The sequence below is a fragment of the Streptomyces sp. NPDC057682 genome, assembly GCF_042799575.1.
In the GTDB taxonomy this organism is placed as follows: Bacteria; Actinomycetota; Actinomycetes; order Streptomycetales; family Streptomycetaceae; genus Streptomyces.
In genome coordinates, this window is record NZ_JBHVIN010000005.1 from 117,380 (window position 1) to 136,596 (window position 19,217).

Annotated in this window: 16 protein-coding genes; 5 read left to right on the forward strand and 11 right to left on the reverse strand. The window is 72.1% G+C overall.

The genetic code is table 11. The features are described from left to right. Positions 1-14: 14 nt before the first annotated feature. The 8 genes from ACFVDM_RS10420 to ACFVDM_RS10455 all read right to left on the reverse strand — a co-directional run bounded on the left by ACFVDM_RS10420 (position 15) and on the right by ACFVDM_RS10455 (position 8,701). Positions 15-776 carry an ABC transporter permease gene (locus tag ACFVDM_RS10420; RefSeq protein ID WP_383635823.1) on the reverse strand — a complete coding sequence of 254 codons (762 nt, stop codon included), beginning with the start codon at positions 774-776 and terminating at the stop codon, positions 15-17. Next, entirely contained in the window at positions 773-1,588 is an 816-nt protein-coding gene (locus ACFVDM_RS10425) for an ABC transporter ATP-binding protein (RefSeq protein ID WP_383635826.1), read from the reverse strand. Before ACFVDM_RS10425 ends, ACFVDM_RS10420 begins: the two co-directional genes overlap by 4 nt. A 110-nt stretch (positions 1,589-1,698) precedes the next feature. Beyond that, complete coding sequence (locus ACFVDM_RS10430) at positions 1,699-2,961, reverse strand: arginine deiminase (protein WP_383635829.1); 1,263 nt, start codon at positions 2,959-2,961, stop codon at positions 1,699-1,701. Positions 2,962-3,009: 48 nt separating this feature from the next. Continuing rightward, the gene (locus tag ACFVDM_RS10435; RefSeq protein WP_383635832.1) at positions 3,010-4,464 is read right to left on the reverse strand and encodes a basic amino acid/polyamine antiporter; all 1,455 of its coding nucleotides are present in this window, start codon (positions 4,462-4,464) and stop codon (positions 3,010-3,012) included. 175 nt (positions 4,465-4,639) lie between these two features. Further along, positions 4,640-5,734, reverse strand: a complete 1,095-nt coding sequence (locus tag ACFVDM_RS10440; RefSeq protein ID WP_383635835.1) for an ABC transporter ATP-binding protein — start codon at positions 5,732-5,734, stop codon at positions 4,640-4,642. Continuing rightward, positions 5,731-6,591, reverse strand: a complete 861-nt coding sequence (modB, locus tag ACFVDM_RS10445) for a molybdate ABC transporter permease subunit (RefSeq protein WP_383635838.1) — start codon at positions 6,589-6,591, stop codon at positions 5,731-5,733. Before modB ends, ACFVDM_RS10440 begins: the two co-directional genes overlap by 4 nt. Next, positions 6,588-7,409 (reverse strand): molybdate ABC transporter substrate-binding protein, encoded by an 822-nt coding sequence (modA, locus tag ACFVDM_RS10450; RefSeq protein ID WP_383635841.1) that lies wholly within the window; start codon positions 7,407-7,409, stop codon positions 6,588-6,590. Before modA ends, modB begins: the two co-directional genes overlap by 4 nt. Before the next feature lie 296 nt (positions 7,410-7,705). Next, entirely contained in the window at positions 7,706-8,701 is a 996-nt protein-coding gene (locus ACFVDM_RS10455) for a DUF3533 domain-containing protein (protein WP_383636760.1), read from the reverse strand. A 226-nt stretch (positions 8,702-8,927) separates the two neighbouring features. Here ACFVDM_RS10455 and ACFVDM_RS10460 point away from each other — a divergent pair, with 226 nt between their 5' ends. Both ACFVDM_RS10460 and ACFVDM_RS10465 read left to right on the forward strand, forming a co-directional pair. Next, positions 8,928-9,437, forward strand: coding sequence for a DinB family protein (locus ACFVDM_RS10460; RefSeq protein WP_383635844.1), 510 nt, complete (start codon positions 8,928-8,930; stop codon positions 9,435-9,437). A 269-nt stretch (positions 9,438-9,706) separates the two neighbouring features. Further along, positions 9,707-11,290: a TROVE domain-containing protein gene (locus tag ACFVDM_RS10465; protein WP_383635847.1), complete on the forward strand. Its 1,584-nt coding sequence runs from the start codon at positions 9,707-9,709 to the stop codon at positions 11,288-11,290. A gap of 92 nt (positions 11,291-11,382) precedes the next feature. Here ACFVDM_RS10465 and ACFVDM_RS10470 read toward each other — a convergent pair whose 3' ends face one another. Further along, positions 11,383-12,339, reverse strand: a complete 957-nt coding sequence (locus tag ACFVDM_RS10470) for an aldo/keto reductase (protein WP_383635850.1) — start codon at positions 12,337-12,339, stop codon at positions 11,383-11,385. Beyond that, the gene (locus ACFVDM_RS10475; RefSeq protein WP_383635853.1) at positions 12,336-14,255 is read right to left on the reverse strand and encodes a hypothetical protein; all 1,920 of its coding nucleotides are present in this window, start codon (positions 14,253-14,255) and stop codon (positions 12,336-12,338) included. The genes ACFVDM_RS10470 and ACFVDM_RS10475 overlap by 4 nt, the downstream gene beginning before the upstream one ends. 133 nt (positions 14,256-14,388) lie before the next feature. Between ACFVDM_RS10475 and ACFVDM_RS10480 the strand changes: the two genes are divergently transcribed. The 3 genes from ACFVDM_RS10480 (at position 14,389) to ACFVDM_RS10490 (ending at position 17,098) form a co-directional block, all read left to right on the forward strand. After that, positions 14,389-15,213 carry an amidohydrolase family protein gene (locus tag ACFVDM_RS10480; protein ID WP_383635856.1) on the forward strand — a complete coding sequence of 275 codons (825 nt, stop codon included), beginning with the start codon at positions 14,389-14,391 and terminating at the stop codon, positions 15,211-15,213. Between the two features lie 122 nt (positions 15,214-15,335). Beyond that, positions 15,336-16,322, forward strand: coding sequence for an acetylxylan esterase (locus ACFVDM_RS10485; protein WP_383635859.1), 987 nt, complete (start codon positions 15,336-15,338; stop codon positions 16,320-16,322). A gap of 68 nt (positions 16,323-16,390) precedes the next feature. Then, the gene (locus ACFVDM_RS10490; RefSeq protein ID WP_383635862.1) at positions 16,391-17,098 is read left to right on the forward strand and encodes a GntR family transcriptional regulator; all 708 of its coding nucleotides are present in this window, start codon (positions 16,391-16,393) and stop codon (positions 17,096-17,098) included. 117 nt (positions 17,099-17,215) lie between these two features. On the opposite strand, the gene ACFVDM_RS10495 is transcribed toward ACFVDM_RS10490, so the two are convergent. Next, the gene (locus ACFVDM_RS10495) at positions 17,216-19,144 is read right to left on the reverse strand and encodes a right-handed parallel beta-helix repeat-containing protein (RefSeq protein WP_383635865.1); all 1,929 of its coding nucleotides are present in this window, start codon (positions 19,142-19,144) and stop codon (positions 17,216-17,218) included. Positions 19,145-19,217 lie beyond the last annotated feature (73 nt).

Here is a 19,217-nt window from a genome sequence, read left to right on the forward strand (position 1 = left end):
CCTCCCAGCCTGCCTCAGCCGATCTTCCGGCGGTAGGCGGCCGTCGCACCCGCGTACGCCACGACCAGGATGCCCGCGCACCACCCGAGCGCGATCCAGAGGTCGTCCCCGGCCGGCCGGTCCGCCAGCAGCGCGCGGAGCGTGTCCACGATCGACGTCACCGGCTGGTGCTCGGCGAACCAGCGCACCGGGCCGGGCATCGTGCCCGTGGGCACGAACGCCGAGCTGACGAACGGCAGGAAGATCAGCGGGTACGCGAACGCTCCCGCGCCCTCGACCGACGACGCCGAGAGCCCGGGGATCACCGCCAGCCAGGTCAGCGCCAGGGTGAACAGGAACAGCACCCCGGCGACCCCGAGCCACCCGGCCGCACCGGCCGGAGAACGGAACCCCATGAGCAGCGCCACGCCCAGCACCAGCACGAGCGCGATCAGATTCGCCACCAGCGAGGTCAGGACATGGGCCCACAGCACCCCCGACCGCGCGATCGGCATCGACCGGAACCGGTCGACGATCCCGCCGCTCACATCGGTGAACAGCCGGAACGCCGTGTACGAGACGCCCGAGGCGACCGTCATGAGCAGGATGCCCGGCAGCAGGTACGCGACGTAGGGCACCGGCCCCGTGTCGATGGCCCCGCCGAAGACGTAGACGAACATCAGCATCATCGCGACCGGGGTGATGACCGTGGTGACGATCGTGTCCGCGCTACGGGTCACGTGCCGCAGCGTCCGTCCGGTGAGCGCCGCCGTATCGCCGAGGAAGGCCGAGGTCATCGCCCGCCTCCCGCCGTCGTTCCCGTCGCGACGGCGGTGCCGGCCCGGCCGGCGCCGATGACCGCGAGGAAGATCTCCTCCAGGCTCGGCTGTTTCTCGACGTACTCGACCGAGGCGGGCGGGAAGAGCCGCTTCAGCGCGTCGAGCGTGTCCTCGACGAGGATCCGCCCCTCGTGCAGGATCGCGATCCGGTCGGCCAACTGCTCGGCCTCCTCCAGATGCTGTGTCGTCAGCAGCACCGTTCTCCCCCGGCCCGCCAGCTCCCTGACCGCCTCCCACACCTCGATGCGCGCCTCCGGGTCGAGACCGGTCGTCGGCTCGTCCAGGACGATCACCGGTGCGTCCCCGACCAGACTCATCGCGAGATCGAGCCGCCGCCGCATCCCGCCCGAGTACGTGGAGACGCGCCGCGCCCCGGCCTCGGTCAGCGAGAACCGCCGCAGCAGACCGTCCGCCACCGCGCCCGGGTCCGCCAGGTGACGGAGCCGGGCGACGAGCACGAGGTTCTCCCGGCCGGTCAGGATCCCGTCGACGGCGGCGAACTGCCCGGTGAGACTGACCGACTCCCTGACCCGAGCCGGCCGGGCGACCGCGTCGAAGCCGTTGACCTCGACGGTGCCCGCGTCCGGCTTCAGCAGCGTCGCCAGGATCCGCACCGTGGTCGTCTTACCCGCCCCGTTGGACCCGAGCAGGGCGAGGACGGTGCCGCGCTCCACGTCGAGATCGACGCCGCGCAGGACATCGACCGTTCCGTACGCCTTCTCCAGACCCCGTACGCGGATCGCCGGACCGGCGGTCGATTGGGCCTCCATGCCCGATCCCTCCTTCGTGTGCCGCGTACCGTCCGGCGGCTGCCGGACGGCATCTGGGGGAAGGATCGAGGGTTGACCCGGGGTCAAGGTCAAGCCGCCCCGGCGGCCCTTCAGAAGTCGACCGGATCCCGGACGAGCGGGCAGGTCATGCAGTGGCCGCCGCCCCGGCCCCGGCCCAGTTCGGCGCCGACGATGGTCACGACCTCGACGCCTGCCTCACGCAGCAACGCGTTCGTCTGGGTGTTGCGGTCGTAGGTGAAGACGACGCCGGGCTCGACGGCGACGGCGTTGTTGCCGCTGTCCCACTGCTGCCGCTCGGAGGCGTACACATCACCACCGGTGCCGATCACCCGCAGCTCCGGCAGTCCGAGCCCCTTGGCCACCACGTCCACGAAGGGCGCCGAGCCCTCGTCGGTGACGTGCACCGGGTTCGCCGCGTCGCCGGGACGCAGCGAGAAGGTGTGCACCGCGTCCATGATCTTCGGGTAGAGGGTCACGACGTCCCGGTCGGCGAAGGTGAACACCGTGTCCAGATGCATCGCCGACCGGAGCCGGGGCATGCCGGCCACGATGACGTGCTCGGCCGCGCCGTTCGCGAAGAGGGCCGCGGAGACCTGGGTGATCGCCTGGCGCGAGGTGCGCTCGCTCATGCCCATGAGGACGACGCCGTTGCCCACCGGCATGATGTCGCCGCCCTCGAACGTGGCCTGGCCCCAGTCCTGCTCCGGGTCGCCCCACCAGACGGTCGCCCCGGCGAAATCGGGGTGGAAACGGTAGACCGCCTTCATCAGCAGGGTCTCGTCGTGCCGCGCCGGCCAGTACAGCGGGTTGAGGGTGAGGCCGCCGTACAGCCAGCACGTCGTGTCGCGGGTGTAGAGCGTGTTGGGCAGCGGGGGCATCAGGTACTCGCGGACGCCCGTGGACTCGCGGGCCAGCGCGACGTACGGGGAACGGTGGGCGTCCGGCAGGTCGAAGGTCGCCAGCCCGCCGATCAGATACTCGGCCAGCCGCCGGGGCTCCAGCGACTCCAGGAACGCGCGGGTGTCGTCGATCAGGCCGATGCCCACCTCGTTCGGCACGATCTTGCGGTCCAGGAGCCAGGACCGCGCCCCCTCGACGGCCATCGTCTCGGCCAGCAGCTCGTGCAGCTCCACCACCTCGACGCCGCGCCGTCGCAGCTCGGCGACGAAGTCGGCGTGGTCGCGCTGGGCGTTCTCCACCCACATGACGTCGTCGAAGAGGAGGTCGCCGGCGTTGGTCGGGGTCAGCCGGCGGTGCGCCAGACCGGGCGCGCACACCAGAACCTTGCGCAACCGCCCCACCTCGGAGTGGACGCCGTGGGGGAGCGGGGACGGAGTGCTCGGTGCGGTCATGGGAACCTCCCTGGACGGGGTGCGGAAGAGCGGGCGGGGGACGGGGTGTCAGAGGCCGATCCAGCCGGCGGCCAGGGCCACCACGCCGACGACGGCCCCGGCCACCGAGACCGCGAGGACGACCGCCTCCCGGGGCGAGAAGAGTGTCCGGCCCTGTTCACGGCGGGCCATCACGAAGAGCACCGTGGCGGGGGCGTAGAGGATGAAGGACATCAGGACGAAGCGGAGTCCGGCCGCGTAGACGAGGAACGCCGTGTAGAGCGTGGCGAGGGCCGCGACCGTCAGTTCGCCGCGCGAGGTGCGCCCGCCGGCGGTCAGCGGGTCGGTCCGCGCCCCGATCCGCACGGCGAAACCGGCGGCCAGCAGATACGGGATCAGCGAGAGGGCGCTCGTGAGGTCGAGCGCGAAGTTGAACGCGTCGTCGGAGAACGCGGTGACCACCAGCACGATCTGGGTCAGCACCGTGGTCATCACGAGCGCGGGAACCGGCACGTCCGCGTGGTTGGCACGCCCCAGGAAGCGCGGCATGTCGTCGTCCTTCGCGGCGACGAAGAGCACCTCGGCCGACATCAGCGTCCACGCCAGATAGGCGCCCAGCACCGACACGATCAGACCCACACTGATGAAGACCTTGCCCCAGGTGCCGACGGCGTCCTCCAGGACCCCCGCCATCGACGGCTGGCGCAACTCGGCGATCCGCTCCATCGGCATGATCCCGTACGACACGATGACGACGGAGGCGAAGATCGCGAAGACGCTGAGGAAGCCGAGGAGCGTGGCCCGGCCCACATCGGAGCGCTTCTTCGCGTGCCGGGAGTACACGCTCGCCCCCTCGATGCCGAGGAAGACGAAGACGGTGGCCAGCATGGTGCCCCGGACCTGGCTGAAGAGCGACCCCGCGTAGTCGGCGCCGCCCCAGTTGTCCGCGAACACACCGGCGTCGAAGTAGAACAGGGCCAGCACGACGAAGACCAGGATGGGGACGATCTTCGCGACGGTCACGATCCGGTTGATCGCCGCGGCCTCCTTCACCCCCCGGCGGATCATGAAGAAGAACGCCCACAGCCCGGCCGAGGAGAGCACGATCGCCAGGGCCGTGTCGCCGTCCCCGAGCGCGGGCCAGACCGCCCCCACCGTGGACATGATCAGCACCCAGTACGTCACATTGCCGACGCAGGCACTGGCCCAGTAGCCGAACGCCGAGAAGAACCCCAGGTACTCGCCGAACCCGGCCTTCGCGTACGCGTACACCCCCGCGTCCAGATCCGGCCGGCGCACGGCCAGCGACTGGAAGACGAAGGCGAGCGTCAGCATGCCCGCACCGGCGATCGCCCATGCGATCAGCGCCCCCGCGACACCGGTCTCCTCGGCGAAACGCCGCGGCAGCGAGAAGACGCCCGCACCGACCATCGAGCCGACCACCATCGTGGTCAGCGTGAAGAGCGTCAGCTTCGCGGGCGGCGGTGGCTCCGGTGCGGCGTCGGTGGTGGCTGCGTGCGTCATGACGTCCTTCCCCCTCCGGGGCCGGCCCCTGCGGACGCTGTGGACCGCGACGACCGGCGGCGTAGTCACACCTTGTACTAATCGGGTGACTGCGGCATCTTTTGCAGGGGTACGGGGTGAAGGGGCGGTTTTGCGTGGAGGTCGAGACGCGCCCGATGCCGCCGCACCCGCCCGCTCACGCCGGATACGCGTGCGTCTGCGTGGCCTTGACCGATGCCCAGACCTCGGCCCCCGTGTGCAGGTTCAGCTCGGCCGCGGCCATCGTCGTCAGGTCGGCCGCCAGCGGCAGTCCGCCCGTGAGGGCCGCACGGATCCGGTCGCCGTGCGTCTCCAGACCCGCCACCTCGCAGCGCCAGAGATTCCGTGCGCTGGACCCCGTCGGACGCTCCCGGTGCAGGGTGACCGCGCTGGGCGGGAAGGCCACGAACACCGGACCCGACAGCTCCTCCGAGGTGGTGATCACCGTGCCGCCGTCGAGCCGTACCGTATGCGCGTCGGCCCGCCCCCGGTACAGGTTCAGACCGACGAGATGCGCGATGTAGTCCGTACGGGGGTGGCGGGCGATGGCGGCGGGGGCGCCCTCCTGCACGATCCCGCCGTCCTCGACGACGACCAGATGGTCGGCCAGGACCATCGCGTCGAGCGGGTCGTGCGTGACGAGCACCGCGACCGCCTCGAAACCGGCGAGATGGTGGCGGAGCTGCGCGCGCACATCGAGACGGGTGCGGGCGTCGAGGGCCGCGAGCGGTTCGTCGAGCAGCAGCAGCCGGGGACGGGTGGCCAGGGCGCGGGCGAGCGCCACCCGCTGCGCCTGGCCCCCCGAGAGCCGGCGCGGCTTGGCGGACGCGTGGGCGGAGAGCCCCATGCGGTCCAGCCAGCCGGCGGCCTCGGCGCGCGCCCGCGCGCGGGAGGCGCCCCGGCAGCGGGGGCCGAACGCCACATTGTCCAGCGCGCTCAGATGGGGGAACAGCAGATAGTCCTGGAAGACCACGCCGACCGGCCGCGCCTCCGGCGCCAGCCGGTCCAGCTCCACGCCGTCCAGGAGGATGTGCCCGTCGGTCAGCGGTTCCAGGCCCGCGAGGGCGCGCAGCGCGGTCGTCTTCCCGGCGCCGTTCGGGCCGAGGAGGGCGATCACGTCACCGGGCGCCGCGCGCAGCGCCACATCGAGGCGGAACGCCCCGCGCTCCACGAGCAGCCGTGCGTCCAGCCCCGGCCGCCGTGACGGGGGGTCGGTCCGTGCCGGGCGGAGGGTCCCGTCGGTGTCGGTCATGAGGCGGTCATCCAGCGGTCGCGCAGTCCGGCCAGGACCGCGATGGACACGGCGAGCAGCACGAGGCTGAGGGCGATCGCGGCCTCCGGATCGCTCTGGAGGGCCAGATACACGGCGAGCGGCATCGTCTGCGTCCGGCCCGGGAAGTTCCCGGCGAACGTGATGGTCGCACCGAACTCGCCGAGCGCACGCGCCCACGCCAGCACCGCCCCGGCCGCGATCCCCGGCATGATCATGGGCAGTGTGACCCGGCGGAACGCGGTGAAACGCGAGGCGCCCAGCGTCGTCGCGGCCTCCTCGTACCGGGGGTCGGCCGCCCGCAGCGTGCCCTCCACGCTGACGACGAGGAACGGCATCGCGACGAACGCCTCCGCGACCACCACACCCGTCGTCGTGAACGGCAGCGTGACACCGAACCACGCGTCGAGCCATCGGCCCACGACCCCGTTGCGGCCCAGCGCCATCAGCAGCGCCACACCGCCCACCACCGGCGGCAGCACCAGGGGCAGCGTCACCAGGGCCCGTACCAGGCCGCGGCCGGGGAACTCGACCCGTGCCAGCAGCCAGGCCAGCGGCACCCCGAGGACCAGGCTCACCGCCGTCGCCCCGGTCGCGCAGAGCAGTGAGAGCCGCAGCGCCTCCCAGACCTCGGTGCTGGTCAGCAGCGTCGGCATGCTGCGCCACGGGGCCCTGATCAGCAGTGCGACCAGGGGCAGCGCCAGGAAGGCGAGCCCGATCACGGCGGGAACCAGCAGGGGGAGTGGCGCGCCGGTCCGGCGCGGGGCGCGCCGGCGGGGCCGCCGCGGGCCGCCGGGGGCGGTCGCGGTCTCGCCGGGCGCGGGGGTGGGGGCTGTCACGGCTTGAGGAACCCGGCCTCGTTCAGGACCTTCTGGCCCTCGGCGGAGCGGACGAACGCGATGAACGCCTTCGCGGTCTCCTGGTTCGTCGAGCTCTTGAGCAGCGCGATCGGGTAGTCGTTGACGGCACCGGCCGATTCGGGGAACTCCACGCCCTCCACCTTCCCACCGGCCGCCTTCACATCCGTCTTGTACACGACCGCGGCGTCGGCCTCCTTCAGCACCACCTTGTTCAGGGCCGACTTGACGTCCTGCTCGTAGGAGGCCGGGGTGAGCTTCAGTCCGCTCGCGTCCAGGGCCTTCTGCGCGGCTGCGCCGCAGGGCACTGTCTTGTCGCACAGCACGACCTTGAGGCCGGAGCCGGTGAGGTCCTTCAGCGAGGTCACCTGGTCGGGGTTGCCCGGCAGGGTCGCGATCTCCAGCTGGTTGCGGACGAACGTGGCCGGTTCGGCCGCGTTGCCGCCGGCGTCCGTGACGATCTTCATCGTCTTCGGGCTGGCCGAGGCGAACACGTCCGCCGGGGCGCCGCCGGTGATGCTCGCCGCCAGCGAGTCGCTGCCGCCGAAGCTGAAGGTGACCGAGGTGCCCGGGTGGGCCTGCTCGAACTGCTTGCCCAGGGTCTCGAAGCTCTCCTTGAGCGAGGCCGCGGCGAACACGGTCACCCCGCCGGAGAGCTTCCTGCCGCCGGCCGACGGCGAAGAGTCCGAGGACGTGTCCGAGCCGGAGGAGGAGCAGGCGCTCAGGAACAGCAGCGCGGCGGCGCCCGCGCCGGCCGTCTGCGCTATTCGCCGGGTCCGGCGCGCGGTTCGGGTCGTCACGGGGCCACTCCCTCTGGTCCTCGCGGACCCGTCCTCGGTCCTGCGGACCTGGTCGACGCATGCCCTCGGGCCGCCGCATCCCTGATCCGGTGGCTGTGCACGCGTCGATCATCATGCCGCAGATGCGAGGCCCGTGTCTGCTGTTGCTTCGCATGAGCGGTGTTGACCTGGATCAACCCTCGCATGTGCGTTTCTACGGGCTGGTCGCTCAGGTGCGGTCCGGCGGGGAGGCGGTCGAACGGGAGTGCGCCGCGCCGGCGGGATCGACGCCGTCCGGGCCGACGGCCCGGGGCGTCTCAGGTGAGGGGCCGGGGCCGCCGTCCGTCGCTCACGGCGGCGGAGCCGATGGCGACGACGATGCCCGCGAAGGCCCACGCGCCCAGGATCCACAGCGCGCCGGTGGTCGCGCTGCCGTCGAAGTACACGGTGTTGCGGACCACCGTCGTTCCCGCGCCCGGCGGCAGGGCCTGGCCGATCGCCGCCCAGAACGGCGGCAGCAGTGAGGACGGATAGACGCCGCCCGAGCTGGGGTTGCCCAGAATGGTGAAGATGAGGATGGTGAGGCCGAGCCCCACCGTGCCGGCCAGCGACTGGAGCGCCACCCCCACCGCACCGGAGGCGAACACCACCAGCGTGCCGATTCCCACCAGGTCCCAGAACGCGCCCGGCAGACAGTTCAGCACCGGACCCACGATGACCGCGCCGCCGATGCCGGAGACGAAGGCGTACGGCACCATCGCCGCCAGACGCACCAGCGTGCGGCGCAGGGTGGGGCGCTTCGAGCCCGCGGCCATGTTCAGCGCCGACGCGGCGAGGTAGCCGCCGATCGTCCAGCTGAGGACCAGATAGAAGGAGGACAGACCGCGCGAGTCGCCCGCCGCCGGCGGACGGATGTCCCGGACCACCAGGGAGCGCTGCTGGGTCCGCTCCACTTCCGCCACGATCTTCGCCGCGGCGTCGGCCGCCGACGGTCCGCCCGCCGACGCCACCATCAAGGTGTCGGTGCGCCCGGCCGCGTTGACGATCAGGGCCGCGTCCGTGTCCCGGTCCAGGAGCCGGGACCGGGCCTGCGCCCGGTCCGTCGCGGCGGTGACGTGCAGGGGCTCGCCGGGCAGCGCGTTGAGCCGGGCCACCAGCTCCGCCTCGGCCGCCGCGGGCGCCACCACCACGATCGGCACCCGGTGCGGCTTCGGGGCATGGAAGGCGCCCATGTACGAGAGCGCGAAACCGAGTTGGAGCAGCAGCACGCCCACCATGACGAGCACGGACCTGGTCGAGATCGCGTCGCGCAATTCCTTCCAGACCGTGTTCCCGCCCGGCTGGTCCGTCGCACTCGCCACGTGAAGTCCCTTTCCTGCCGACTGTGTTCGTTTCATTACGAACCACCACATAGTCGGCGCGTCCGGCCGTCCGGCCGGGAGAACACGCTGCCCGGGGCGGCGCGTACCCCGTTCGGCCGTATGTCACCCCGGTGGTCGATACTGGGCCCGGCACCGGGAGCGGACGAAGGGAACGGCCATGACGGACGACCACCGGGTGGGACCGCCCAGCCGCGGCGGTGAACGCGACACCCTGCGGGCCTTCCTCGACTACCACCGGGCGACCCTCGCCATGAAGTGCGAAGGGCTGACCGACGAGGAGCTCCGGCAGCGTTCCATGCCGCCCTCCACCCTCTCCCTCCTCGGCCTCGTCCGGCATATGGCCGAGGTCGAACGCACCTGGTTCCGCCGGGTGTTCGAGGACCACGACGTGCCCCTCGTCTGGTCGGACCGGATGGACTTCCAGGCCGCGTACGACGCGAGCACCGCCACCCGTCAGGAGGCCTTCGACGCCTGGCGGACCGAGGTGGAACACGCCCGGCGCATCGAGCGCTCGATCGACTCCCTGGACCGGGCCGGGCTCCAGCCGCGCTGGGGCGAGGAGGTCTCCCTGCGGATGGTCATGATCCACGTCCTCCTGGAGTACGGCCGGCACAACGGGCACGCCGACTTCCTCCGCGAAGGAATCGACGGCACGGTCGGGGCCTGAGAGTCCGAGAACTCCCGTACCGGGCACCCCCGTTTAATCGGTGGTGCCCTTCGGACGCGCCCCGTAGGCTGCCCCCGCGACCGCGCCCCCGATGCGCTCGGCTGCGGCTCCTTCCGTTCGGCACCATGTGACGCCGCCGCCTCTTCCTGAACTCGGGCGGCGCGGTCGTCCACTCCCCGGACCACCGTGTCCGGGACCCTCCTGTTCCCGAACCCCTGGGGGAATCCCTGCGTCGCCACGCTCCGCGCGTCTCCAAGATCTGGACCGAGATGCTGGTGGCCCCGCCCGTCTCCGCGGCGGCCCGCGTCCTGCGCGCACCCCGCACCGCCGGACAGCCACACGCCCGCACCACACGCCAGGGCGGCCCCGCCTTCTTCCGGCCGCCGAAGGAGGAACTGTTCCTCCTCGCCGTCGGCAACCTCGTCACCCAGCGGACCTACCACGAGGACGCCGGGGAACGCGACGCCCGCTTCGCCGACCTCGTCGGCCGGCTCGCGGTCGAGGAACCCACATGGACCGCCGGACTGCTGCGCTGGCTCCGCGAGGACGCCCACCTGCGCACCGCCCCGCTGGTCGGCGCCGCCGCGTACGTCCACGCCCGGCTCGCCGCCCGAGCGACGCACGGTCCCTCCAACCGCTCCGTGATCGACTCCGTCCTGCGCCGCGCCGACGAACCCGGCGAACTGCTCGCCCACTGGACCTCCGCCTACGGACGCAACGTCCCGCAGCCCGTGAAGCGCGGCATCGCCGACGCCGTACGCCGGCTGTACACCTCCCGCTCCCTGCTGAAGTACGACACCGCCTCGCACGGCTACCGCTTCGGGGACGTGCTGAACGTGGTGCACGCGGCCCCGCACCCGCAACGGCCCCGGCAGGGCGAACTGTTCCGCCACGCCCTGGACCGCCGCCACCGTCCGGCGGCGGCCGTCCCACCGCCCCACGACACCGTGCTGCGCGCGCACCGCGAACTGACCGCCCTCCCCCTGGCCGAGCGGTACGCCGCGGTCACGGCACCGGGCGGAGCCGAGCGGCTGGCGGCGGCCGGAATGACCTGGGAGGCCCTGGCGGGCTGGCTGCACGGGCCGCTGGACGCCGCCGTGTGGGAAGCGGTCATCCCGTCGATGGGGCCCATGGCCCTGCTGCGCAATCTGCGCAACTTCGACGAGGCGGGCGTCTCGGACGAGGCCGCCGCCCGGGTCGCCGCCCGGATCGCGGACCCCGACGAGGTCGCCCGGTCCCGGCAGTTCCCCTTCCGCTACCTGGCCGCCCACCGCAACGTCCCCTCCGGCCGGTGGGCCCCGGCCCTGGAGGCGGCGCTCGGCCACAGCCTGGCCCATGTGCCCGCGCTGCCCGGCCGGACCCTGATCCTGGTGGACCGCTCCGACTCGATGTTCTGGGACACCGTCTCCGACCGCTCCACCCTGACCCGGGCGGACGCGGCGGCCGTCTTCGGGGCCGCGCTGGCCCTGCGCGCCGAGCGGGCCGACCTGGTGGAGTTCGGCTGGCAGAGCAAGCCGGTCCCGTTCACGTCGGGCGAACCGCTGCTCGATGTGGTCGGGCGCTTCCACGCGCTCGGCGGCACCTGCACCGAACGGGCCGTACGCGCCCACTTCCGCGACCACGACCGGGTGCTGATCGTGACCGACGAGCAGACGACGGGCACCGGCAACCCCGTCGCGTCCGTGCCGTCCCGTGTCCCCGTCCACACCTGGAACCTCGCCGGCTACCGTCCCGCGCACCTCCCCGCCGGACGCCACCGGCACACCTTCGGCGGCTTCTCCGACGCGGCGTTCCGCATGGTCGGGTACATCGAGGACGGCCGTGACGCGCGCTGGCCCTGGACCGTGCCGTGAACGGAACGCCGTCCGTCCGGGCGTCAGGACCCGGACGGACGGCGGGACGGGGAGGAGACGCCGCCGAGCGGGCGGGACTCTCGGAACATGCCCTAACCGGCGCGCGCCTCCAGCAGCGGCCGGGGCACGAATCCGGCGTCCGCCAGGCGCTCCCAGAGCGCGTCCGGGACGGGGAAGCGGGCCGCCGCCGCGTTCGCCGTCACCTCACGGGCCGAACGGCAGCCCAGAACCACCGAACTCACGGCCGGGTGGAGCAGCGGGAACTGCACGGCCGCCGCCGTGAGCGGCACCTCGTACTCCGCGCACAGCTCCCGGCAGCGGCGGGCCCGCTCCAGTGCCTCGGCAGGGGCGGGCCGGTAGTTGAACATCGCGCCGGGGGAGGGGTCGGCCAGGAGCCCGGTGTTGAAGACCCCGCCGACCACGACGGCCGTGCCCGTCTCGGCGCACCGGGGCAGCAGGGTCTCCAGCGCCTCGTGGTCCAGGAGCGAGAAGCGGCCGGCGACGAGGACCGCGTCGACCTCGAACTCCGTGACGTACTCGGTCAGCGGGGCGCTGTGGTTCATGCCGAAGCCGATGGCCCGGATCAGCCCCTCGTCCCGCAGCCTGCGCACCGCCGGATAGGCCGTGCGGCGGACCTCGTCCGGATAGTTGTCCGGATCGTGGATGTAGAGGATGTCGACGCTGGAGCGGCCGAGCCGGGTGAGGCTGGACTCCAGCGACTCGCGGATCCCGCGCTCGGTCCAGTCGGTGACCACCTCGCCGGGGGAGCCGTCCGGCCGGGGACGCAGCAGCCACCCCGTCTTGGTGGAGATCACCGGGGCCGGGTCGCCGGCCGCGGGCAGCAGCCGGCCCAGCCGTCGTTCGGCGACCCCGTGGCCGTACCGGGGCGCGGTGTCGAAGTAGGTGATCCCCTCCGCCAGCGAGGCGTCGACGGTCGCGGCGGCGTCCGCGTCGGACACCTCCTCGTACAGACCCCCGATCGGGGCGGTTCCCAGGCCGAGGCGGGGGAGTGCGAAGGGCAGCCGGTTGGCCGCGGGGGTGTCGTTCATGCCCGGTCCCAGGGAGAGGCGCAGGCCGCGCGGCCCGCGCGCAGCGTCATGGTCAGGGTCAGCCGGACCCGGGTGTTCCCGGGCAGCGCGAGGCGTACGTACGGTCCGTCGACCGGCTGCTCGGGGCCGTCGTCGACCCGGACCGTGGCGATGCGGTGCTCGGCGAACGAACCGGCCTGAACCAGCAGGGAGCGGGCCGTGCCGCCGAGGTTCACCAGTTCGGCCACCGTGTGCTCCGGGCGGATGTCGGAGACCAGCGCGGCGACGTCGGCCGGCAGCCCGGGTCGGCGGGCGTCCGCGTCGTGGTAGCGCAGATGGAGCTGGGCCAGACCGCCGTTGTAGAGGACCTGGGGGGAGCCGGTGGTCAGCTGGAGCAGGGCCTCCGTCACCACCGGATTGAGGTGCTGCCAGTGGTGGATGCCCAGCGCGTCCGGACCGGTCTGCGGATCGACGGTGTCCTGCTCGATGGCCTCGACCCGCTCGGCGCAGCTCGCCAGCGCACTGGACAGCATCCGCTCCGGGTAGTCGGCATTGCGCCCGTGCAGGAACTCGTACCAGGGCTCCTCGTGCCCCGCCTCGTCCTTGATCCGCTGGGTGTGCACCTCGGACCAGTCCCAGGCGGCTCCGGCCCGCAGCCGCTCGATGCGGTCGCGGTCGGCCTCGTCACGGCTGAAGTGCCAGAGCGAGAGCGGGACCTGACCCGGCATGACCGTGAAGTCGAACCAGCCGGTGTCGTTGTGACGCTGCGGCACCATCAGGGTGGTCTCGCCGCTCATCGACCGCAGATGCGGGTCCCAGCGCTCGCCGAGCGTGCCCCGCCCCTCGGGGGTGCGCTGCTCGGCGTGGTCCAGCACCGCGTCCAGGGGGTTGCGGGCCAGACCCAGATAGCTCGGGTCGCCGGTGAGGAGCGTCGCGTTCACCGCGCCGACCAGGGTGGCGCTGCCGACGGGGGAGAGGCCGTGCGGCCACGACCAGCCGTAGTGGCCGCCGTACCAGCGGCCCTCCAGGTACTCGCCCACCACGCCGTTGAGTCCGGCGTTGTCGGGAACGACCTCACGGTCCGCCAGCCGGTCCTGCCAGCCGCCGACGTACTCGGCGACCCAGTCCGCGTACCGCTGGTCGCCGCCGAGCAGGAAGGCGTTCGTCGCCAGACCCGTGGCCGCCAGGTTGACGATCGTGTCGCCCCGGCCCATCCGCTCCCACATCGCGCGCCCGTACTCCCGGGCCCGCTCCGGATCGGCGACCAGCTCGTCGAAGGAGCCGACGTCCGTCCCGTCCAGCGGAAGCCCGTACGGGCGCAGCGCCTCGCTCCAGGGGAAGTACGCCTCCTCGTCCGCGAAGCCGAAGCGCGGCCCGGCCGCTCCGTTGTGCGGGGCCCGGATGACCCGGTGGACCGGGTCGTAGTTGGGGCCGCCGGCCAGATAGAAGTCGGCGAACCGCCGGGCCAGTTCGCCCAGTTCCGCGTCGTCCGGATCGGCCAGGCACAGCCCGTAGAACAGCAGCAGGCCCTCGCCCTGGTGGAACCAGTCGTAGCCCCGCTCGTATCCGTCGACCAGCATCCCCATCTCGGTCAGCTGGGCGGTGACCCCCCGCCAGTGGCGGCGCGAGGCGGTCAGCAGATCCGCGCTCCCGCCCAGCAGGTACAGCGTCGGCCAGTTGAAGAACGGCTCGTAGAAGTCGTCCACGCCGTCGCGGCCGTCCAGGCCCTCGCCGAGCGTGTCCCGGAAGACCAGCCGGCCGTCCCCCTCCGTGTAGCGGTCGGCGAACAACCGCCACGCCTTGTCCTGGACGGCGAACAACCGCCGCTGGAGTTCCGCCCATCGGGGGACCTCGGTGACGGCGCGGGTCCCGGTCAGCAAGGGGCCGTGCGCCGGACCCCTCGTCTGCGTGCCGCCGGTCCGCTCAGGCCTGAGCATCGAGAACACCTGCTCCCACATCACATACGGATTGAATAATCGCCCATCGATAGCCGATGGTTAGACTCACCGGCGGGGGCCGACGTGTCAATACGTCGGAGCGCCCCGCCCGGCCCCGACGAGGAGGCGCACCGTGATCGACTGCCATGTCCACCTGTGGGATCCGGCCCGGGGATTCCCGTGGATCAGACCCGGCAGTGAGCACCATCACACCTTCGACGAGGCCGACTTGGAACGCTCGGGCAACGGTCTCGGCCTGGCCGGATCGGTGCTGGTGGAGGCCTCGCGGGGCGACGTCGGCGAGACCCTGGCCCTGCACGGCCTGCGGGTACGCCGCCCCGATCTGGTCGCCGGGTACGTGGCCAATCTGCATGTCCACGGGGACGGCGGACCCGCCCGCTTCCGGGAGCTGCTGGACGAGACGGGCGAGGCGCGCCCCAACGGGATGCGGCTCGGCGGCGCCACCTGGGCGGACACCCCGGAGGCGGCCCGCGCCCTGGTCCCGGTGCTGGCCGGAGCGGGAACCGTCCTGGAACTCAACCTCCACCGGGAGGCCCTGACCGCGGCGGCCGACGCCGCGGACGCCCATCCCGGGCTCACCGTCGTCGTCGACCACCTGGGCAATCCGCCCGACCCCCGCACCCCGGAGTCCGGGGAGTGGTTCCGCGCGGTGGAACGGGCGGCCGCCCGCCCCGGCGTCGTCGTCAAGATCTCCGGGCTGCTCACCCAGCACCCCGGCCTCCCGCGCGACCGCGTCACCGCCCTGGTCCGTCATGTGGTGGACACCCTCGGCCCGGACCGCTGCCTCATCGGCTCCGACTGGCCCATCTGCCTGCCCCGGGGCTCACGGTCCGACTCCCTGGCCGTCTCGCGCCTCGGCCTGGATCACCTCACGGCCCCCGACCGCGAGCGGATCCTGCACAGCACCGCCGTCCGTGTCTACGGGCTCCGGAGCTGACCGTTACGCGTGGTTGACAGTGCGCGAACGCCCCTGATTCGATTCTCTCGATGATCGATAGGCGATGATCAGTGACCGACTCCGCCCCTTCCGAGAGTCGGCCGACCTCCGCGGAGATACGCATGGCACAGTTCGACCTGCCCCTGGAGGAGCTGGAGCGTTACCGCCCGGCCCTCCCCGAACCCGATGACTTCGACGCCTTCTGGCGCGAGACCCTGGACCAGCAGCGGGAGTTCGCCCTCGAAGCGACCTTCGAACCGGTCCCCAACGGACTGGTCACCGTCGACACCTTCGACGTGACCTTCTCCGGCTACGGCGGCCACCGCGTGCGCGGCTGGCTCCAGTTGCCCGTCACCCGCACCGGCCCGCTGCCGGCCGTCGTGGAGTACCTGGGCTACAACAGCGGACGCGGCGCCCCGCACGAGAAGCGGCTCTGGGCCGACGCGGGATACGCCCACTTCATCATGGACACCCGGGGCCAGGGCGCCGAGACCCCCGACCCCGACCCGGCCTCCGGCGACATCGCCGCCCCCGGCTTCCTCACCCGCGGCGTCCTCGACCCCGAGCGCTACTACTACCGCCGGCTCTACACCGACGCCGTACGGGCCGTCGCCGCCGCGCGCAGCCACCCCGCGGTCGACCCGGCCCGCGTCGTGGTCACCGGCACCAGCCAGGGCGGCGGCATCACGCTCGCCGCGGCCGGACTCGTCCCCGACCTCGTCGCGGTCATGCCGGACGTCCCCTTCCTGTGCCACTTCCCCCGCGCCACCACGATCACGGACATGCCCCCGTACGCCGAGGTCACCAAGTTCGTGAAGATGCACCGCGAGCACGCGGCCACCGTCACCCGCACGATGTCCTACTTCGACGGCGCCACCCTCGCCCGCCGGGCGAACGCGCCGACGCTCTTCTCCGTCGGACTGATGGACCACATCTGCCCGCCCTCCACCGTGTACGCCGCCTACCACCACTACGGCGCGCTCGGCGGGGTGGACCAGAGCGACAAGCGCATATGCGTCTATCCGTTCAACGACCACGAGGGCGGCGGACCCGCCCACGAGGTCGTCAAGCTGGAGTGGCTGGCCAAGCGGCTCGCCGCCTCCGCGTGATTCCATCGGGAGAAGACGGGTGCGTAACATGTCGCAACTCACGTGCCCCAGTGCAGGATTGGGAACTCATGGCATCGAACGCGTCGGGTGGATTCGTCTCCACGCTGGCCACCAACAAGGACCGGTTCCGTAAGACACTGATCTCGGACCAGGTGTACGAGCTGCTGCGCCAGGCCGTGGTCGAGGGCGATCTCGCGCCGAACGACCGGGTGGTCGAGTCCGAGATCGCCCGGCGGCTCGGGGTCAGCCAGGCCCCGGTGCGCGAGGCGGTCAAGCGGCTCGCCCGTGAGGGCGTCTTCACACATGTGCCGCGCCGCGGCCACTTCGTCGTGGAGATCTCCTCGCAGGACGCCGAGTACGCCCGCCAGGTGCGTGAGCCCCTGGAGAGCCTGGCCGCCCGGCTCGCCGCCGAGCGCATCACCGAGGACGAACTCGCCCAGCTCGACACCCAGGTCGAGCGCATGCACCGGGCGGTCGCCGCGAGCGACGTGAGCGAGTTCCGCGATGCCGACATCGAGTTCCACACCCTGGTGGGGCAGTTCGCGGGCAACCCCTTCCTGGCGAGGATGTGGGAGGTCATCGAGCCGAGCCTGCGGACCCTGCGGGCCATCTCGGACCCGCTGTTCGACGGCGACTGGCACGCCATGGCCGAGGAGCACGGACGCCTCGTGGAGCTGCTGCGCTCCCGGGAGCCCGTGAAGGCGGCCGAGGCCTTCGCCGACCACGCGGCGGGCCGCGGGCCGGTGCCCGACGCGCGGGAGTCCAAGAAGCCCTAGAAGGTGGCCGTCGGCGCGAGGGAGCACCGCGCCGACGGCCGGCCGAGGGAGAGCAGGCCAGTGGGCCCGACCCGGAGTTCCGGGTCGGGCCCACTGCTGTGCGGTGGTGCGGAGCGGTCAGCGGCGGGCGCCGGCCGTCCAGGCGGGCGCCCCGTACTGGAAGGCGCCCAGGCTCGGGACGGCGTCCGTCGAGCCGTCGTTGATGCCCGGCAGCGGGATCGCCCGGTTGCGCGCGGGCGACTGCGCGGTGAGCCGGTAGTCGTGGTTCGCCGCGTCCACGAAGAGCGGATCGACGTCCTGGAGCAGGTTGTCGGACAGCTCCAGACCGCCCGCCGTCGCGCCGTCCAGGCCCCGGATCATCCCGATGTTGTTGGAGATCTTCGTGCCGGTCGACTGCCCCGGCTCCTTGACGTAGAACAGCGTCATGCCGCCGGTGTTGTTGTACACGCCGTTGTCGTGGGAACCGGTGCCCAGTCCGTTGAGCATGACCGTGCCCTCGCGGTTGCCCCAGCCCACGTTGTTCGCGATGACCAGATCGCTCTGGCCGTTGTCGGCGTAGATCCCGGAGATGCCGAACGTCGTGGACGTGGTGGCCGGCGCCGGGTCGTGGAGCACGTTGTGGTCGAGGGAGGTGCCCATCATCCAGGCGCTGCAGCAGGTGTAGATCGCGGCGACGTCCAGGCTCATCCGGGCGTACCCGGAGATGTCGTTGTACGCGATGACGTCCTTGCCCGGGGTGAGGCCCTCCACCTCGTTCCACTGGAGGTTGATGCCGCTGCGGCCGACGCGCGAGATCGTGTTGTGGGTGACCGTCTGGCTGTTGCCCTGGACGGCGATCCCGGCCGCGTAGGTGCCCATGTAGTCCACGTCGTGGATCACGTTGTCGGTGGCGGTGTTGTTCTGCCCGCGCAGCGCGATCCCGTTGCCGGCGCTCAGCGACAGATCGCTGTTGACGACCTTGTTGAAGGTGCCGTCCACGATGATGCCGGTGTCCCCGACGCCCCGCGTCACGGTGGAGCCGCAGTCCGTCGCACCCCGGGTGATGTCGGTGTAGTGCGAGAGGTACTGCCCCTTGAGGGAGTCCAGGGTGACCCCGGTGCTCGTCGGCCCCGTCGCGATGGTCGTCGCGAACAGGCCGATGCCGTCCACCGTGGTGTGGCTCGCCTTCGTCAGGTCGAAGCCGAGCGTGCGGCGCTTGGCCTCGACGACATGGCCGTCCGGGTCGTCGGTGCCGTACAGGTACAGCTGCTTGGCTGCCGCGTCGTAGAACCACTCACCGGGACGGGCGAGTTCGCCGATCTTCCCGGAGAGCGCGTAGCGGGTCTCCTTGGGGACGACCTTGTGGACGCAGGGCGGTGCGACGTCCAGGGTGACCGAGCCGGGGGCGGAGCTCTTCACCGTGGTGGTCGCCGAGATGTACCAGTAGCCGGTGAGGGCGCGGGCGCCGTTCCAGTACCCCGCCGGACGGGTCTGGTCCGGGTCCGCGATGGTGGCCTCGGCGCTGCCCGCACCCGCGTACTGGAGCGTGGGGTCGAGCAGGTCGAGTCCGGGGTAGGGCCACTGGGCCTCGATGTTCATCTTCTTGTCGGTGAACACCTGCACGGTGGTGACGTCCGACCCGAGGTCGACGTCGGTGCGGTAGATGTGCCCGGCCGCGACCGCGTCGCTGAACTGGGAGTCCGCGGCGTACGGGTCGGTGCGGGCGATCTCGGTGACGTCGGCGGCGGTGACCGGCTCGAAGCCGCCGATCCGGGACGCGCCGCTCACCGTGACCTGGGCGCCGGGGGCGGCGCGGTAGGTGATGGGCCGGTCGGCGGTGCCCGAACGGGCCGGCACCACGGTCTCCTCGTACGTTCCCGACAGGACGAGACAGGTGTCCCCGGGGACCATCACGTCGGCGCACTTCTGGATGTGCTGGAAGGGCGTCCTGGTGGACCTGCCGTTGGCCGCGTCCGTGCCGGACGGCGCCACGTAGTACGTCGAACCGGTCTGCGGCTTGACCGGCTTGACCGGGTGGGCGGCGGCGGGATGGCCGGCCGCGACCATGGTCAGGGATGCGAGCAGGGCGGCTGCGGACCACAGTCCCGGACGGGACGATGGCCTCCTTCTCCTCGGCACT